The sequence below is a fragment of the Streptomyces sp. NPDC031274 genome (assembly GCF_055570235.1).
Genome location: NZ_JBVIHP010000018.1, coordinates 50,522 through 66,028, shown reverse-complemented (window position 1 = coordinate 66,028; position 15,507 = coordinate 50,522). Strand labels below are relative to the sequence as shown.

Below are 15,507 nucleotides of genomic sequence, written 5' to 3'. Positions count from 1 at the left end.
CCTGGTCCGTCAACCCCTCCAGGGGGTCCGTCAAACATCCGGGTGACGTGATCTTGCCCCCTATTGCATTCAGCTGCCTGCGTGCTAAGCTCACCGCAAGTTGCAGTTTGGTTTCCCTTGCAGTACAGAGCCTGCGGAGCATGTAACCCGCAGGCTCTCGTCGTTTTCAGACTTATGCAGTTGTTTCAACAATCGCAGGTTCTGGAGCAGGGCAACCCTTTGGCCCAAGGAGGGCTTATGGCTACCGGAACCGTGAAGTGGTTCAACGCCGAAAAGGGCTTTGGATTCATCGCCCAGGAAGGCGGAGGCCCCGACGTCTTCGTCCACTACTCCGCGATCAACGCGAACGGCTTCCGCTCCCTTGAGGAGAACCAGGCCGTGAGCTTCGATGTCACGCAGGGCCCGAAGGGTCCGCAGGCGGAGAACGTCACCCCCCAGTAGTGGGGCGTCCCATGCGAATGGGATGTGTGAGAGTTCCGGTGACTTGATCCGGACACGGATAGCAGTACCCAAGGAGCCCTGTCCCCGCGCGCAAGCGCGGAGACAGGGCTCCTGCCTTTATGCGGGGCCCCGCGTTTGTGCGGGGCCCCGCGTTTGTGCAGGGCCCCGCGTTTGTGCAGGGCCCCGCCTTTACGCCGAGCTCAATGCCGCCCTGGCCTATGCCGAGCTCAATGCCGCCCTCGCCGACGTCACATCCTGTGGGTTCCAGCCCTCGCCCGGGACCGAGGCGAGCAGCAGGTTCGTATACGGGTCCTCCGGTGCCGTCAGTACCCGGTCCGTGGGCCCCTGTTCCACCACCTTGCCCCGGCGCATCACCAGGACCTCGTCGGTGATGTGCTGGACGACGGCCAGGTCGTGGCTGACGAAGACCAGAGCCACCCCGGTGTCCCGGCGGATCTCGCCGAGCAGCTGGAGGATCTGGGCCTGGATCGACACGTCCAGAGCCGCCACCGCCTCGTCCAGGACCAGGACTTGGGGATCCACCGCGAGCGCCCTCGCGATGGCCAGGCGCTGGCGCTGGCCGCCGGAGAGTTCGCGGGGGCGGGCGCCGGCCTCGCGTGAGCCGAGGCCCACCTGGTCCAGGAGCCCTGCCGCCAGCTTCTCGTCCCTGCCGTGCAGGTGCAGGGCCGTGCGCAGGCACTGGGACGAGGTGAGGCGGGGGTCCAGGGAGAGGTAGGGGTCCTGGAAGACCATCTGGATCTCCCTCGCCCTGGCCAGACGTGCGGTGCGCTTGCGGGGCGTACGGGCCTCGCGTGGGCGGTCTTTCACGGTCACCGTGCCGGAGTCCTGGCGGACCAGGCCCACCAGCATGCGGGCGACCGTCGTCTTGCCCGAGCCCGATTCGCCCACGATGCCCACGGAACCGCCGGGCCGGACGGTGAACGTCACGTTGTCGGCCGCCTGGTGGCGACCACCGCCGGGCAAGGGGTAGCTCTTGCTCAGGCCTTCTACCGCCAGCAGGTCGAGGGACGTGGACATCAGTGGCTCACCTCGGTCGTTTCCGTGCTCTGCGGTCGCAGATCGGGGTGCCCGCCCACGACCATGCACGCCGCTGTTCCGCCGTCGTCCAGCTTCAACCGCTCCGGCGTCCACGTCCGGCAGGACTCCTCCGCGTCCCCGCACCGCGACACGAACGGACAGCCCTCGAACGTGTCCGACAGGGACGGCGGGCGGCCCGGGATCGGGTGGAGGGTGTGGGTCGTGTCGCCCAGGGTGGGCGAGCAGGAGAGCAGGCCCCGCGTATAGGGGTGGGCCGGTGTCGCGAACAGGGCCTCGGCCGAGCGTTCCTCCACCACGCGGCCCGCGTACATGACGTACACGCGGTCGCAGTACGCCGCCGCGAGGTGCAGGTCGTGGGTGATGAAGAGGAGGCCGAGGTCCCGGGTGGAGCGCAGTTGGCGCAGGAGGGCCAGGATCTCCGCCTGCGTCGTGACGTCGAGCGCGCTGGTCGCCTCGTCCGCGAGCAACAGGCTCGGCTCCGCCGCGAGCGCGCCCGCGATGACCACGCGTTGCAGCATGCCGCCCGAGAGCTCGTGCGGCCGTTGGCGTACGCGGTGTTCGGGGTCGGAAAGGCCCACGGCGTCCAGGAGTTCCACGGCACGCTCGCGCGTCGCGCCCCTCTCGACCAGGAAGTCGCCGATGCGGCGCACCGGGTTGAGGGCGGCGCGGGGGTCCTGGTGGACCATGGCCACCGTCCGCGCGCGGTGCGTGCGCAGGGCCTCGCCCGTGAGGGTCAGGACTTCGGCGCCGTTCACGCGGACGGAGCCCGATGTCCTGGCCCCGGCCGGGAGGAGGCCGAGCGCCGCCTTCGCCGTGGTCGACTTCCCCGATCCCGACTCGCCCACCAGGCCCACGACTTCGCCGGGCCGCACGGTGAGGGACACCGACTGGAGGAGCGGCCGGGCCGCGCCCGGTACCCGCAGAGTGAGGTCTTCGATGTCGAGCAGCATGGGTCACTGCCTCCCTAGCCGGTCGGCGGCCCAGACCCCGACCACGTTGAAGGACACGACGACCAGCGCGATGGCCGTGCCGGGGACGAGTGCCGGGAGCAACGCGCCCTGGACCACGGCCGCCTGGCCCTCCTGCACCATCAGGCCCCAGTCGGATGAGGGCGGTTGGGCGCCGAAGCCGAGGTACGACAGCGTCGCGAGGGACATCAGCGCCTCCCCGAACAACACCACCAGGTAGCCCAGGATCGCTCGGCCCAGGTTCGGCACCAGGTGCGCGACGCAGATCCGCGCGCCGCCCATTCCCTGCACCCGGTAGGCGTCGACGTACGGCTTGCGCGATTCCGAAAGGGCCAGCGAGCGTACGTACTTGGCGATCGTCGGCGTGAAGGCGAGGCCGAGTGCCAGTACCGACGTCGTCATTCCCGCGCCGAAGACCGCGATGATCAGGACGGTGAACAGCAGGCCGGGGAACGCGTACATCACGTCCGTGATCCGCGAGACCAGCGCGTCCACCCATCCCCCGCGCCATGCCGCGAGCACCCCGAGCGTGACGCCGAGGACGGCCGCGACGGCGAGGAGCAGGACCGGCGCGATCAGGCTCGTACGGGTTCCGTACAGGGCGCGCGAGAGCAGGTCCTGGCCTGACGAGTCCGTGCCCAGGAGGTGCTCGCCGGACGTCCCGACCAGTGATGCCGAGAGGTCGATGGCGTCGGGGGCGTAGGGCGCGAGGAGCGGTGCGAGAACCGCTGCCAGTACGACGAGGCCGAGCAGGCCCGCGGCCACCAGCACCCCGATGGGGCGTCGACGACGGCGTACGGCCAAGGGCGCGAGCGCCACGGCGGAAGCACCGGAAGCAGCAGAAGTAGCGGTAGAAGGGGTAGAAGCCATCAGGAACGTGCCTCCTTCACTCGCGGGTCGAGCAGCGGGTGCACCACGTCCACCAGGGTCGTCACCACGATGTAGCCGGTGACCATGAGCAGCAGGACCGCCTGCGCCACCGGGAAGTCGTGCGTATTGATCGCGCCCACGAGGAGCGAACCGATCCCGCTGATGCCGAACGCCGTCTCCACGACCACCGTGCCCGCCAGCATTCCCGCCATGACGAGTCCGCACATCGTGATGATCGGCCCGAGCGCGTTGCGCAGGACGTGCCGTCGGATGATGTCCCGTTCCGGGACGCCCGAGGCGCGCGCCGCCTCCACGTGGTCGGACGCGGCGGCGTCCGCCATCGCCTGCCGGGTGACCCGGCTGATGATGGCGAGGGCGCCGAGCGCCAACGACAGTGCGGGCAGGGTCAGATGGTGCAGCGTGCCCCCGAAGCCCTCCCCCGAGCCCGAGACCGGGAACCACCCCAGCTGCACCCCGAACAGGGAGACCAGCGCGATCGCCGCCACGAACGAAGGCACCGAGGCCGCGAGCGTCGTGCCCCCGACCACCGCCGAGTCCACCCACGTGGACCGCTTGACCGCGGCCAGGATTCCGGCGCCGACTCCGAGGACGACGAACAGCACGGTCGCGTACGCGACAAGTTGGAGTGTCGTCGGGAAGCGGGCCGTCACCAGGTCGGCCACCTGGTCGCTGTATTTGAAGGAGCGTCCCAGGTCGAAGTGGACGCAGTCCCACAGCCAACGGCCGTACTGGACCACCAGCGGCTCGTCCAGGTGGTACTGGGAGCGCACCTGGGCGAGGCGCTCCGGTGTCAGTTTGTCCCGGCCGCCCGCGAGGAACACCGCCGGGTCACCGGGCGCCGCGTACACGGCGGCGAAGATGACGAACGAGGCGGCGAAGAGGGTGGCGACAAGTCCGGCGAGACGCCGGGAGATCCGAGCGAGCATGGTCCGTCTCACCTAGCCCTTCTTCGTCTTGAGGCCCAGTTCGGCCGCCCACGGGTAGTAGAGGTAGGCCTGGGAAGCGGGCGGGCCCGTCAGCTTTCCGCTGATGACCAGGGCCGAGGGGACCTGCGCGACCGGGATCCACACCCCCGCGTCCACGAACCGCTTCTGTACGTCGATGGCGAGCTCGGCCCGCTTCGCGTCGTCCAGGGTGCTCAGCGCCTTCCGGACCAACTTGTCGTACGTCGCGTCCTTGAAGCCGACCCAGTTGTTGGAGGAGTCGGAGAGGCCGTTGTCGTAGAAGCCCATGGGGTCCGCCTTGGAGATGTACCAGTCCCCGACCAGCACATCGATGTCGGCCCGCGCGGCCGGATCGCTGTAGAACTCCTCGAACTGGGCGGTGGGAACCGTCTTGATCTGCCCCTTGAGCCCGATCCGCTGGAGCGCGGAACGCACGGCGTTCGCGACGACCGTCCGCCCCTGGCTGCTGTCCGTGCCGATCACGATGGGATCGGCCGGCGCGCCCGCCTCCTTCACGAGCTCCTTGGCCTTCGCCAGGTCGTCGGCGGTCGGGGTGTCGGGCGCGGACGCGGACAACTCCTCCTGCGCCGCCTCGAATTCATCCTTCTCGTACCCCCAGGCGCCCGAGCCGACCGGTGTGGCCCACGGCTGGATGAGCCCGCCGTATCCCGACTTGGCGATGCCCGTCCGGTCGATCGCGAGGGACAGTGCCCGCCGGATCTGCGGGTCCTTCAGGCCGCCGCGGGCCGTCGGGATGAGCACGAGCGACGCCGTGGACGGGCCGTAGTGCTCGTCGAGCCCCTTGCTGGTGCGCAGGGCGGAGGCGGTGTTCGGGGATTCCGCGTACGTTCCGTCGGCCGCGCCCGTCTTCAGGGCGTTGACCAGCGCGCTGTCCGATGCCCAGCGGAAGACGACCTGCCGGGTCAGCGGCTTCTTGCCCCAGTAGCCGTCGTACGCCTCGATGGTGATCGAGTCGCCGGACTTCCAGCCCGTCAGCTCGTACGGGCCGCTGCACGCGTCGCCCTGGCCGGGCGTTCCGAAGTCCTCTCCGGAACCGGTCACCCGCTTCTTGTTCCAGACGATGCCCGCGTCACCGGCGAGCGCCTTGGTGAAGAGCGCGTCGGGCGACTTGAAGCGGACGGTGATCTCGCGGTCGCCGGTCTTCTTCATGGACTTGACGTTGCCGAACTCGTCGGCCTGCTCCATGTCCGGATCGGCGTGCCGCTTCAGGGACCACAGCACGTCGTCGGCGGTCAGCTTCGACCCGTCGTGGAAGGTGACGCCGTCCCGGACGGTCAGGACGAGGGTCTTGTCGTCGGGCGCGTGGGCCTTCTCGGCGAGGAAGGGCTTCGTCGTCATGTCGGGCTGGAGCTGGTAGAGCCGCTCGCAGACGTTCGTGAGGACGACGCGGCCCGCGCTCGATCCCTGGGTGTCGAGGTCGAGCGAGTCCGGCTCGTCCTCAAGAAGCCAGTTCGCCTTGTCCAGGGCGCCCTTGGCGGGGGCGGTCGTCGCGCTCAGCTTCAGCTTCGCGGCGTCGGCGGGCTTTCCGCCGGTGGCGGCAGTGTCGGCGCCGCTGCATCCGGCGACGGCGGTGAGGAGCGTGGCTGCGACGATCCCGGTGACCGCCGCCCGGCGCCGTCGGCCCCTCGCAGTACAGGTCATGTCGGCCCTCTTGGTCCTCTCGGCCTTCTCGGCCTTCTCGGCCTTCTCGACCCTCTCGACCCTCTCGGTCCTCTCGGTCCTCGTCATCTGTTGTCTCCGTACGGGCCGTCGTAGAGGTTCCAGGGCATGTGCTGGTAGTCGCGGTCGCAGGGGGTGCCCGCGGTGACGTGGTAATCGCCGCTGGTCAGATCCACGCAGGAGGAGACGAGCGTGGCCCAGTGCTTGACCTCGGGCTGTCGCGGGTCGGGGTGGGTGCAGAGCGACTCGGGGTGGCCGAGGTGGTCGGACATGGCCTGCTTGATGAGCTTGCGCGACTCGTCGGCGCCGGTGGAGGAGCGCAGGGCCTTCAGTCCCTGCTCGGCGCGCGGGACGCGGACGAGCGAGTCCGACGACATGGGGCGGTAGTTGGCGGCGATCGCGGCCGGGATGCCCGCCTGGTAGTGGTTGCCGTGCACGAGGAGCCCGTCGGTGGGGTACATCCAGCCGTGCCCGGCGGGTGTCGTCTCCAGGTCGACGGCGAAGCCCTCGCGGCAGGTCAGCAGGGCGTTGGAGGCGATGTGCGCGCGGGTGCGGCAGAGCACGTCCAGGGCGTCGGTGATGGCGTGCTGGTCCAGGACACTGCGGCGTACGACGGTCTGCGGGAGGCCGATCGCGTCGTTGAAGCGCCCGCCCAGGCCGTTCGCGTTGAGCGCGATGCCCGCTGAGTTGGCGCCCTGGCGTCCGACCTGGCCCGCCTCGACCTGCATGATCAGGGTCGGGTGCGGGGGCTGGACGATGCGCAGCATGACGACGGTGTCGGCGACCCCGGCCCGCCAGTCCCAGTTCTGCCCGGCCCAGACGTGGCCGTCGCCGCTGGCCTCTCCGTAGGCGGCGAAGGAGGTGCAGCCGTCGGCGGCCTCCTCCTTCGTCTCTTCCCCCTTCGTCTCCTCCTCCTTCCTCTCCTCCCCCTTCATCTGCGTGGCCTTCTCGGCCTCCATGGTGGCGAACGAGCGGTCGTAGATGACCTCGCCGCGGGCGTTGAGGGCCAGCACGTCGAGCAGGTCGACCCCGGCGCCCTCCGCGATGCCGCGCATCTCGTCGACGAGGTGGGGGGCGTAGTCGCGGACGGGCTCCAGCCAGCGGGCGGCGCGCGTGGTGACCTGGTCCCAGGTCAGGCCGGACGACTGGCCGAACGCCTCCTCGTAATAGGCGAGGGCGGCGTGCAGTTGGGGGCGGACGGCTTCGCCGTACTGGCGGCCGCGCTCGACGGGCGTGCCGGATATCTCGACGAGCGGAAGGGAGCGTTCGGGGGCTGCGGGGGCGTCGGGGGCGGTGCGGGGTGCCATTCTTCTCCTCGCGACGGAGAGCTTCCGGTGACCGTGTTGTAACGTTGATTACGGGAAGCTCTCCTTCTGGAATGCGTTGCCCAGGAGAGTAACGGCCATCACACGAGAGTCAATAGCTGTAATGGAAATTTCAGAGGATGGTACGGGGGCCGAGCCTTCCGGCGGGACCGGGCCCTCCGGCAGGGTCGAGCCCTCCAGCGGGGCGGGGCCCTCCGGAGGGGCAGGGCCCTCCGGAGGGGCGGGGCTCGCGCGGCTGCGGGCCACGGTGCGTGATCAGTGGGAGTCTCTGTCGACGTCCGAGCGGGCCGTCGCCCAGTACGTGGTCAGCGCCCCCGCCGAGTCGCTGCTCTTCGCCAGCGCCCAGGAGCTGGGCACGGCGAGCGGCACCAGCAACGCGACGGTGGTCCGCGCCATGCAGCGCCTCGGTTACGCGGGCCTGCCCGCGCTCAAGCGGGAGCTGGCGTCGGACTTCACGTCGGCGGTGCCGCCCGAGGTACGGCTCCAGCAGCGCATCGCGCACGTGGGCCGGGACCTGGACGACATCTGGGGCGACGTCTTCGACGAGGCCCAGGAGCGCATCGAGCACGCGCGGCGCCTGACGCCGGGCGAGGCGCTGCGGGACGCGGTGGGCTTCCTCGCGGAGGCTCCCGAGATCCACTGCTACGGCATCGCGGCATCCGAACTGGCCGCGCGCCACTTGGCGTTGGCCCTGGGCAGGATCGGCCGCCGGGCCCGCTACTTCGGGGACACCGGTTTCGCCCTCGCCGACCATCTGCTCGCCGTGCGGCAGGGCGACGCGGTGGTGATCTTCCAGCCGGGGCGCGCGCTGGCCGAACTGACGGTCCTGATCGAGCGGGCGCGGGCGGTGGGGGCGCGGGTCGTCCTCGTCACGGACGAACTGGCGGAGTTGTACGGGTCACGGGTGGACGCGGTCCTGACAGCACCGCACACGCCGACCGGCATCACGACGGAGGCGCTGACCGCGCTGGTGGTGGCGGACGCGCTGCTGCTCGCGCTCGCGACGCTCGACGAGGGCCGGGCGGTGGAGACGTCACACCAACTCACCGCACTGCGGGAGCAGTTGCTGTCGCCGAGGGGGCGGAAGGGGTAGCGCGCGAAGGGGCGCGGGGGACTACGCGACAAGCCACGACGCACCGGCGGACGCGTGGCGTATCCCGGCGCGTCCCGGCTCTTCCGGCGCGGCGCCTAGCTGCGCCACCCAGCCGTGCCGCCCAGCCGTGCCGCCTAGCCGTGCTGCCTAGCTGTGCTGCATCACCAGCACGAAGGTCGTGCCCGGCACCAGCGCCTCGTACAGGTGCGCGACGTCGCCGCGGTACGACATGTAGTCACCGGCGGACAGCTCCACCGTCTCGTCGCGCGGACCGGCGACCAGTCGGCCCGTGGAGACGACCAGGTGCTCCATCGACCCCGGGATGTGCGGTTCGGACTCCCGCACCGAGCCGGGCTCCAACGCGCCGTGGTAGATGTCGCGCCGGACGCCGGAAGGTCCGGCGGAGAGCAACGTCCCCGCGTACGAGGCCTGTTCGGCGTGCATGGTCGGCCCCTCCCCCGCGCGGATCACCGTCACGGCGGGCGCGGGCGACTCCACGAGCACGCTGAACGGCACCCCGAGCGCCACGGCGAGGGCCCACAGCGTCTCGATCCCGGGATTACCGGTGGCCGCCTCCAACTGCGAGAGCGTCGACTTCGCGATCCCGGCCCGCTTGGCAAGCTCGGAGAGCGAGATCCCCGCCTTGGCCCGCTCACGCCGCAGGGCGGCGGCGACCCATTCGCGGGGGAGGCGGGAGGGGGCCGTGCGGGGGGCCGGGGACGCCGGGGCTGCCGGGGCGGAAGCGGGCGGGGCGCTGGTTGCGCCGGAGGGCGCGGGGCCCGCACCGCCGGTCGCGCCGGAAGACGCTACGGCGCCCGCATCAGGTTGCGCGCCCGCGCCGGACCCAAGGGCCGCGACTGCGGCCGACGCCGCGCTGGACACAGAAGAGCCACCACCACCGGACGAACCGGAGACCACCGGAACACCACCCACCGAATCGCCACCACCCGTCACGCCGAGGCCCACCACAGCACCCGCACCAGGCCGCGCGCCCGCGTCGGATCCAGGAGCCGCCACTGGGGCCGACGCCGCGCTGGACACGGAAGGGCCACCGCCACCGGACGCACCGGAGGCCGCCGAATCACCACCGCCCGTCGCACCGAGGCCCGACACAGCACCCGCACCAGGCCGCGCGCCCGCCGCCTCGTCGACGCCCGCGCCCGATCCCTCGTCCGCCCTGCCCCGCACCATGTCCCGTACTCCCTCGCCTCTCACCGGCCGTTCGCTATAGCGGACCACTCGTTCGGCTTGACGAACGTGGTCCACTCCACCCATCCTACGACGTATGCGTTCGTCAGACCGAACAGAAAGCACGCCAGAGCGAACGAACAACGGATTCGTGCGCCCCTCCCACCTTCCCCGTGGTGTCCTGCGCGACATCGCCCTCGTCTGGGTCGCCGACGCCGTCGTCGGTGTCTCCTTCGGCGCGATCGGCGTCGCGGGCGGACTGCCGGTCTGGGTGCCGGTTCTGATGTCCCTGCTCGTGTACGCGGGCTCCGCCCAGTTCAGCGCGATCGGCATCCTCGCCGCAGGCGGCGGCCCGGTGGCCGCGGCGGCGACCGGGCTGCTGCTCAACTCCCGCACAGCCGCATTCAGCCTGGCCGTCGCCGACAGCCTGGGCCGGCCCTGGGCCGCGCGACTCCTGGGCGCGCATCTGATCACCGACGAGACGGCGGCCTTCGTCCTCGCGCAGCCCGACCAGAAGCAGCGCAAGGCCGCGTTCTGGATAGCCGGGCTCGGCCTGTTCGCCGTATGGAACGTCAGCGTCCTCGGCGGCGCGCTCGCCGGTTCCGCCCTCGGTGACACCGACCGCTTCGGGCTCGACGCCGCGTTCCCCGCCGTGCTCCTCGCCCTGGTGCTGCCCGCCCTGCGCGCCGACAGCGCGACGCGGCGGGCCGCTGCCGCCGGTGCCGTGATCGCCGTCGTCGCCGCCCCCGTACTCCCTGCTGGAGTGCCCGTGCTTCTTGCCCTGCTCGGCCTGCTCGCCGCCCGGCGCGGACCGGGCCGCCCCGTCTCCCGGAGGAGCGACTCGTGAACGCCTACCTCGCCTGCATCCTCGCCCTCGCCGCAGGAACGTACGCCTTCCGCCTCGCCGGACCCCTCCTGCACGGGCGCGTCGAACTGCCCGCCCGCGTGCAGGAGTTGCTGACCGTCGGCGCCACCGTCCTCCTGGTCGCCCTGCTCGCCACCGGCGCGCTCACCGAGGGGCACGGTTTCGCCGGATGGGCGCGGCCCCTCGGTGTTCTGGCCGGTGGGGTGCTCGCCTGGCGGAAGGCGCCCTTCGCCGTGGTCGTGGTCGGCGCGGCGGCGACCACGGCGCTGTTGCGTCTTGCGGGAGTCGCGTAGGCCCCGCAAGCCGCAACTCCCACCTTCGCGCCTTCAGGCTCGGCGTCAGGAGTCCGCGCCGCGCGCCGCGCGCGCCATCGCTCACACCGCCGTCCGCTCCACGGGAATCCACAGCTCCGCGTCAGCGCGCGTCCCGTCGTCCGAGAGCCGGGTCCGCAGGATCTCGGGCCCCGGCCTACTCTGGTACGGGTTCGACGGGAACCACTGCGTGAACACGTCCCGCCACATGTACTGCAACGTCTGCGGGAACGGCCCCGCGCTCTCGAAGACGGCCCAAGCCCCGGCAGAGACGCTCAGCACGTCCATGTCCTCGGGCGCCTCTGCGCCGCTCACCACACCGTGCCAGTAGTCGAGTTCGGTCCCCTCGGCACGGCTCTCGTCCAGGTTGTCGCTCACCGAGATGATCCCCTCCGGCTCCTGGTCCGACAGGCCCTCGATACGCCGCAGCGTCTCCTGCCCGATCCCCCGGATGAACTCGGCGATGCCCGGATTCACGCCTTCATGCACGAGCGGGACCCGCGCCTTCCTGCCGACGATCTGGAACTCGTCCTTGTCCACGACCTTGTACCGCATGCTGCTGTTCCCTTCGACGATGAGGCGGAAGGACATCCGTGGCTGGGACTGGAGACTCGCGCCGTTCCGCCTGGCCTCACCGGGACCGACCCCGTGCATGCCTCGGAACGCCCGGGCGAACGCCTCGCCCGACGAGTAGCCGTAGCGCACGGCGACTTCGAGCAGCGTCCGCTCCCCGCCCAGCACCTCGGCACCCGCGACGGTCAGCCGCCTGCGCCGGATGTACTCCGACAGCGGCATCCCCGCCAGCGCGGAGAACAGCCGCCGGAAGTGGTACTCCGACGTCATGGCCGTCCGCGCCAGGCCGCCCACGTCGATCTCCTGATCGAGGTGGGTCTCGATGCGCTCCATGGCCTGGTTCAACCGCTCCAGCACCCGGTTCTCCTTCCCTTTCGCTCACTCACGTTAGGAAGGACCCACCCTGCCGGACCCGACATCCTGTGCCCGGTCCGGTCGGGCTCCATCTGTGGTTCTGTCTACGGCCCTGTCTGCGGCCCTGTCTGCGGCTCTATCCGCCCTTGGGCAGCAGTCCCGCCGCCACCCGTGCCGCGTCCGCGTACGCGGCGACGTCCGCAGGGCGCGGTGCCGGACGGAAGGTGTCCGGGACGTCCGACTCCTCCTCCGCCGCGCAGGCCGCGCACATGCCGTGGGCGTCGACCAGAGGGTCCTCCTCGCCCGTGGTCTCGCAGAACAGGCAGACCGTCACGCGGCGCAGCACGGTCTCGCGGCCGGTGGTGCCGCTGCTCTCGGGGGGCATCTTGTCCTCCAGTCGTCGTTTCGCGATGCCGCCGGGATTGTGGAGCGTCTCCGGAAGACCGGCGGTCAGCGCGTGGGTCAGGTGGGTCACGCTCGCCCCGCGCGCGAGCCAGGCCGCGGCGAGGGGTTCGAGTCGGGCGCAGTCCGCCGCCGAGAGCGTCAGGCGGGGTTCGGTACGGCCGAGTCCGGCGAGTGCGCGGTACGCGGTGGAGCGCGGCGGCGACACGTCGTCGGCCGGTGACCCGCCCTCCCCACCGCCGCCACCGCCACCGCCACTACCGCCACTACCGCCACTACCGCCACAGCGATCGTCCAGCATCACCCCGCGCACGCTGCGGCAGAACTCCCGCCACCAGGCGGCCGTACGCACCGTGCGCGACCAGTAGGTGCGGGTCACCCAGCGGCGCGCACCGTCCTCGCGGACGACCTGCTCTTTGATGCGGCGCAGGTGTCCGGCGTGGGCCAGGCTCTTCAGCGCACTGCGGACAGCGGCCTGGCCGTACCCGGCGATGTGCTTGGCGAGCGTCTTGTGGTCCATCGCTGCGCCCTCGGGCAGGCGGTCGATGAACCCGGCGATCGACGCTTCACGCTTGGGCAGACGTTCGAAGTCGGCCCGCTGGACACTCTCTTGGCCGGGCGCCAGGCGTTTCCCGTACCCCGGACCGGCCATGGGGTGTGCGGGTGCGGGCAGGGTGGAGCTAGGGTCTGAGCAAGCCATGTTGGATCGTTTCTTTGGTTGGCGATCTGGCTGGTCAGACCCCGGGCCCGGTGTTCGTAGCACCGTCCGGGGTCGTTTGACGTTTGTTGTCGCGAACCTAGAGCACATCGACGCTCGGTCGCAACCCGATCACAAATTGTCATCTCCCCTGGTGCATCGGGCAGTTGGGCCGTCGAAAGCAGGGCGGGAGGGTGGGTTCAAGTCTTCCTGCCATTCCTTGCAAAAAAGAGCTCGGGGCTCGGAGCTCGGAGCTCGGCCCAGACCGTCTTGCCGATCCCCCGCTCCGTGACGCCCCACGTCGCGCCGGTCGCCTCGATGAGCCGAAGCCCCCGGCCCGTCTCCGCCTCGGCATCCGGCGGGCGCAACTCCGGTACGCGGTCGCCCCGCGCGTCCGACACCTCGATACGCAGCGTGCGCGCCGACTCCGCGTAAATGAGGCGGAGCTCGAAGTCCCTTCCGGGTACGTGGCCGTGCGTGACGGCGTTGGCGGCCAGCTCCGCAGTGATGTGCGCCGCCCTGTCGGAGAGGTCGCTGCCGTGCGGGATTCCCCAGAGGTCCAGCTGGTGAGCCACCAGCCTGCGAGCGAGACGGGCACCTCTCCGGGTAGGACTGAGGCGCTGCGCGAACCGCATTTGGGGGGTGGAGATTTGGGTTTCCATGTCACTGAGCGTGGTCGGTGCGCTCTACGCTGACCAGGGACAGCGCCGATACTCCGCGTAGCTGTATGGGTGCGGTCAGTTGGGCGTATGAGACGTCGGCCGTGACCATGCAAAGGCGGTACGGGGTATGACGAACGCGGATCACGAGGCAAGGCCGGAACGGCCCTCGGAGGCGGACGGTACGGCACATCTCTTCCGGGCTCTGGGCAAACAGATCAAGGTATTGCGCGAACGGGCCGGGTTGAGCCAGAAGGAGTTCGGCGCAGTGGCCCACTGCGGGGAGGCGCTGATCTCCGCAATGGAGCGGGGAGTGCGGACTCCGCAGCCTGAGTTCCTGCTGAGAGCGGATGAACTGCTCGACGGGCGAGGTGTCCTGGCGGCGGCGGTGGATGACGTGCGGGAGGCGCAGAAGAGGTCGCGGACGCGGCATCCGGAGTGGTACCGGGGCTACGCCAACTTGGAGGCGTTGGCCGTCCAGCTGTACGTGTACACGAACCAGTCCGTGCCAGGTCTGCTCCAGACTGAGTCGTACGCACACTCCATGTTCGCCCAGTGGAAGCCGCTACTGAGCGAGGAAGCCATCGAGAAACGGGTCGCGGACCGGCTCGCTCGTCAACAGATCTTCGCCCCCTGGCCATCGCCGACATTCAGCTTCGTCCTGGACGAAAGCGTGCTGCTGCGGCCGATCGGCGGGAACGCTGTCCATCAGGAGCAACTACGTAAGCTCCTGCGCATCGGGCAGATGCGGACGGTGCAATTGCAGGTGATGCCACTGGCTCGGGAGGAACAGCCGAGCCTGGACGGCCCGTTCACCCTCCTGACACCCAAGAAGCAGCAACAGGTGGCGTACATGGAGATCCACACGTATCCGCGCTTGATCACCGTTCCGGAGGAAGTCCGTGTACTCGCCGTCCGCTATGGGATCCTGCAATCGGAAGCCCTCACACCCCGTGATTCGCTGGCCCTGATCGAGAAGATGCTGGGGGAAGTATGAACACTGCGGAACTCGCCTGGTTCAAGTCCAGCTACAGCAGCGGCGGAGGAGGCGAATGCCTCGAAGTCGCCTACGCCTGGCACAAGTCCAGCCACAGCAGTGGCGAAGGCGGCGCATGCCTCGAAGTCGCCTACGCCTGGCGCAAGTCCAGCCACAGCGGTGGCGAAGGCGGCGACTGCGTAGAGGTATCCCCCTGCCCCCACGCCATCCACGTACGCGACTCCAAGAACCCCGACGGCCCCAACTTCGGCGTCAGCGCAGCCGCTTGGGCGAGCTTCATTGCCCACGCCGCCGCCTGAGAGCTGACTCGCTCACCCCTTGATGTACGGCCACGCCCTTCCACTCCTCGGCGTCGAGCGGCTTGCCCTGCTGGGTGTCGCCCATGACCGCGATGTCGTAGGGCAGAGTGCGGGCCAGCTTGGTGAGGTTCGCCCACATCTTCGGCATGAGCTTCATGAAGAACACGGCGATGCCGGGCATGCCCTGCACGCGGGTCATGAAGTACTTGACCGCGTCACTGTCCCTGCCGTCCGCGAGCAGCGCCGTGATCTGCTGCGCGAGGTCCGTGGGCGGTCCGTCGTCTCCCTCGGCGACGACGAACGGCGGTTCGTACAGGGCAAGGCGGTCGACGTTCACTCCGGCGGCTGCCGCGCGCAGGGCGAGGACCGCTCCGGAGGACGAGCCGAACAGCGACGCCGAACCGCCGACGTGCTCGGTCAGGGCGGCTATGTCCTCGACCTCGCGGTCGGGAGCGTAGGCGTCGGCGTCACCGCTGGCACCCCGTCCGCGCCGGTCGTAGTTGATGACGGTGAAGTGCGGGGCGAGGAGAGCCGCGAGTTTGGTCGTGTCGGAACGGTCGGCCAGTGCTGAGGCGACCAGAACGACGGCCGGTCCGCTGCCCGACTGCTCGAACGCGATCTCGGTGCCGTCGGCGGAGACGACGCGGGCCTCGGGTCTGGACGACTGCTCTCGGGCTGTGGACATGTGGTGGCTATGGCCGTGGCTGTGGTGCGGGTTGCTGTTGCTACGGGTGGGACTCCCGGGAGGCAGAGAACTCATC

General features: G+C 70.2%; 17 protein-coding genes. 6 read left to right on the top strand and 11 right to left on the bottom strand.

The features are described from left to right. Positions 1-237: 237 nt before the first annotated feature. Positions 238-441, top strand: a complete 204-nt coding sequence (locus tag ACZ5CR_RS27060) for a cold-shock protein (RefSeq protein ID WP_018528239.1) — start codon at positions 238-240, stop codon at positions 439-441. Between the two features lie 216 nt (positions 442-657). On the opposite strand, the gene ACZ5CR_RS27055 is transcribed toward ACZ5CR_RS27060, so the two are convergent. The 6 genes from ACZ5CR_RS27055 to ACZ5CR_RS27030 all read right to left on the bottom strand — a co-directional run bounded on the left by ACZ5CR_RS27055 (position 658) and on the right by ACZ5CR_RS27030 (position 7,290). Then, the gene (locus ACZ5CR_RS27055) at positions 658-1,479 is read right to left on the bottom strand and encodes an ABC transporter ATP-binding protein (RefSeq protein WP_468861890.1); all 822 of its coding nucleotides are present in this window, start codon (positions 1,477-1,479) and stop codon (positions 658-660) included. Continuing rightward, complete coding sequence (locus ACZ5CR_RS27050) at positions 1,479-2,450, bottom strand: ABC transporter ATP-binding protein (RefSeq protein WP_468861888.1); 972 nt, start codon at positions 2,448-2,450, stop codon at positions 1,479-1,481. Before ACZ5CR_RS27050 ends, ACZ5CR_RS27055 begins: the two co-directional genes overlap by 1 nt. Before the next feature lie 3 nt (positions 2,451-2,453). Further along, entirely contained in the window at positions 2,454-3,338 is an 885-nt protein-coding gene (locus tag ACZ5CR_RS27045; protein WP_468861886.1) for an ABC transporter permease, read from the bottom strand. Beyond that, on the bottom strand, positions 3,338-4,285 hold the full coding sequence (locus ACZ5CR_RS27040) for an ABC transporter permease (RefSeq protein ID WP_366462514.1): 948 nt from the start codon (positions 4,283-4,285) through the stop codon (positions 3,338-3,340). The genes ACZ5CR_RS27045 and ACZ5CR_RS27040 overlap by 1 nt, the downstream gene beginning before the upstream one ends. A gap of 12 nt (positions 4,286-4,297) precedes the next feature. After that, positions 4,298-5,965, bottom strand: coding sequence for an ABC transporter substrate-binding protein (locus ACZ5CR_RS27035; protein WP_468862156.1), 1,668 nt, complete (start codon positions 5,963-5,965; stop codon positions 4,298-4,300). Positions 5,966-6,048: 83 nt separating this feature from the next. Continuing rightward, a complete protein-coding gene (locus tag ACZ5CR_RS27030; RefSeq protein ID WP_468861884.1) occupies positions 6,049-7,290 on the bottom strand; it encodes a C45 family autoproteolytic acyltransferase/hydolase in 1,242 nt (413 codons plus the stop codon). Positions 7,291-7,411: 121 nt separating this feature from the next. Here ACZ5CR_RS27030 and ACZ5CR_RS27025 point away from each other — a divergent pair, with 121 nt between their 5' ends. Beyond that, positions 7,412-8,401, top strand: a complete 990-nt coding sequence (locus ACZ5CR_RS27025; protein WP_468861882.1) for a MurR/RpiR family transcriptional regulator — start codon at positions 7,412-7,414, stop codon at positions 8,399-8,401. A gap of 147 nt (positions 8,402-8,548) precedes the next feature. On the opposite strand, the gene ACZ5CR_RS27020 is transcribed toward ACZ5CR_RS27025, so the two are convergent. Next, a complete protein-coding gene (locus ACZ5CR_RS27020; protein WP_468862154.1) occupies positions 8,549-9,064 on the bottom strand; it encodes a helix-turn-helix domain-containing protein in 516 nt (171 codons plus the stop codon). Between the two features lie 622 nt (positions 9,065-9,686). On the opposite strand from ACZ5CR_RS27020, the gene ACZ5CR_RS27015 reads away from it, so the two are divergent. After that, positions 9,687-10,436: an AzlC family ABC transporter permease gene (locus ACZ5CR_RS27015; RefSeq protein ID WP_468861880.1), complete on the top strand. Its 750-nt coding sequence runs from the start codon at positions 9,687-9,689 to the stop codon at positions 10,434-10,436. Then, positions 10,433-10,747: an AzlD domain-containing protein gene (locus tag ACZ5CR_RS27010; RefSeq protein WP_468861878.1), complete on the top strand. Its 315-nt coding sequence runs from the start codon at positions 10,433-10,435 to the stop codon at positions 10,745-10,747. The genes ACZ5CR_RS27015 and ACZ5CR_RS27010 overlap by 4 nt, the downstream gene beginning before the upstream one ends. 81 nt (positions 10,748-10,828) lie before the next feature. Here ACZ5CR_RS27010 and ACZ5CR_RS27005 read toward each other — a convergent pair whose 3' ends face one another. The 3 genes from ACZ5CR_RS27005 to ACZ5CR_RS26995 form a co-directional block, all read right to left on the bottom strand. Continuing rightward, the gene (locus ACZ5CR_RS27005; RefSeq protein ID WP_468861876.1) at positions 10,829-11,695 is read right to left on the bottom strand and encodes an AraC family transcriptional regulator; all 867 of its coding nucleotides are present in this window, start codon (positions 11,693-11,695) and stop codon (positions 10,829-10,831) included. Positions 11,696-11,828: 133 nt separating this feature from the next. Next, complete coding sequence (locus tag ACZ5CR_RS27000; RefSeq protein ID WP_468861873.1) at positions 11,829-12,794, bottom strand: hypothetical protein; 966 nt, start codon at positions 12,792-12,794, stop codon at positions 11,829-11,831. Positions 12,795-12,991: 197 nt separating this feature from the next. Next, positions 12,992-13,453 (bottom strand): ATP-binding protein, encoded by a 462-nt coding sequence (locus ACZ5CR_RS26995; RefSeq protein WP_468861871.1) that lies wholly within the window; start codon positions 13,451-13,453, stop codon positions 12,992-12,994. Between the two features lie 127 nt (positions 13,454-13,580). Between ACZ5CR_RS26995 and ACZ5CR_RS26990 the strand changes: the two genes are divergently transcribed. Together ACZ5CR_RS26990 and ACZ5CR_RS26985 are read left to right on the top strand one after the other, a co-directional pair. Beyond that, positions 13,581-14,447, top strand: coding sequence for a helix-turn-helix domain-containing protein (locus ACZ5CR_RS26990; RefSeq protein WP_468861870.1), 867 nt, complete (start codon positions 13,581-13,583; stop codon positions 14,445-14,447). Continuing rightward, positions 14,444-14,746 (top strand): DUF397 domain-containing protein, encoded by a 303-nt coding sequence (locus tag ACZ5CR_RS26985; RefSeq protein ID WP_468861867.1) that lies wholly within the window; start codon positions 14,444-14,446, stop codon positions 14,744-14,746. Before ACZ5CR_RS26990 ends, ACZ5CR_RS26985 begins: the two co-directional genes overlap by 4 nt. Here the strand turns inward: ACZ5CR_RS26985 and ACZ5CR_RS26980 are convergent. Further along, positions 14,724-15,431 carry an alpha/beta fold hydrolase gene (locus ACZ5CR_RS26980; protein ID WP_468861864.1) on the bottom strand — a complete coding sequence of 236 codons (708 nt, stop codon included), beginning with the start codon at positions 15,429-15,431 and terminating at the stop codon, positions 14,724-14,726. The genes ACZ5CR_RS26985 and ACZ5CR_RS26980 overlap by 23 nt on opposite strands. Positions 15,432-15,507: the final 76 nt, after the last annotated feature.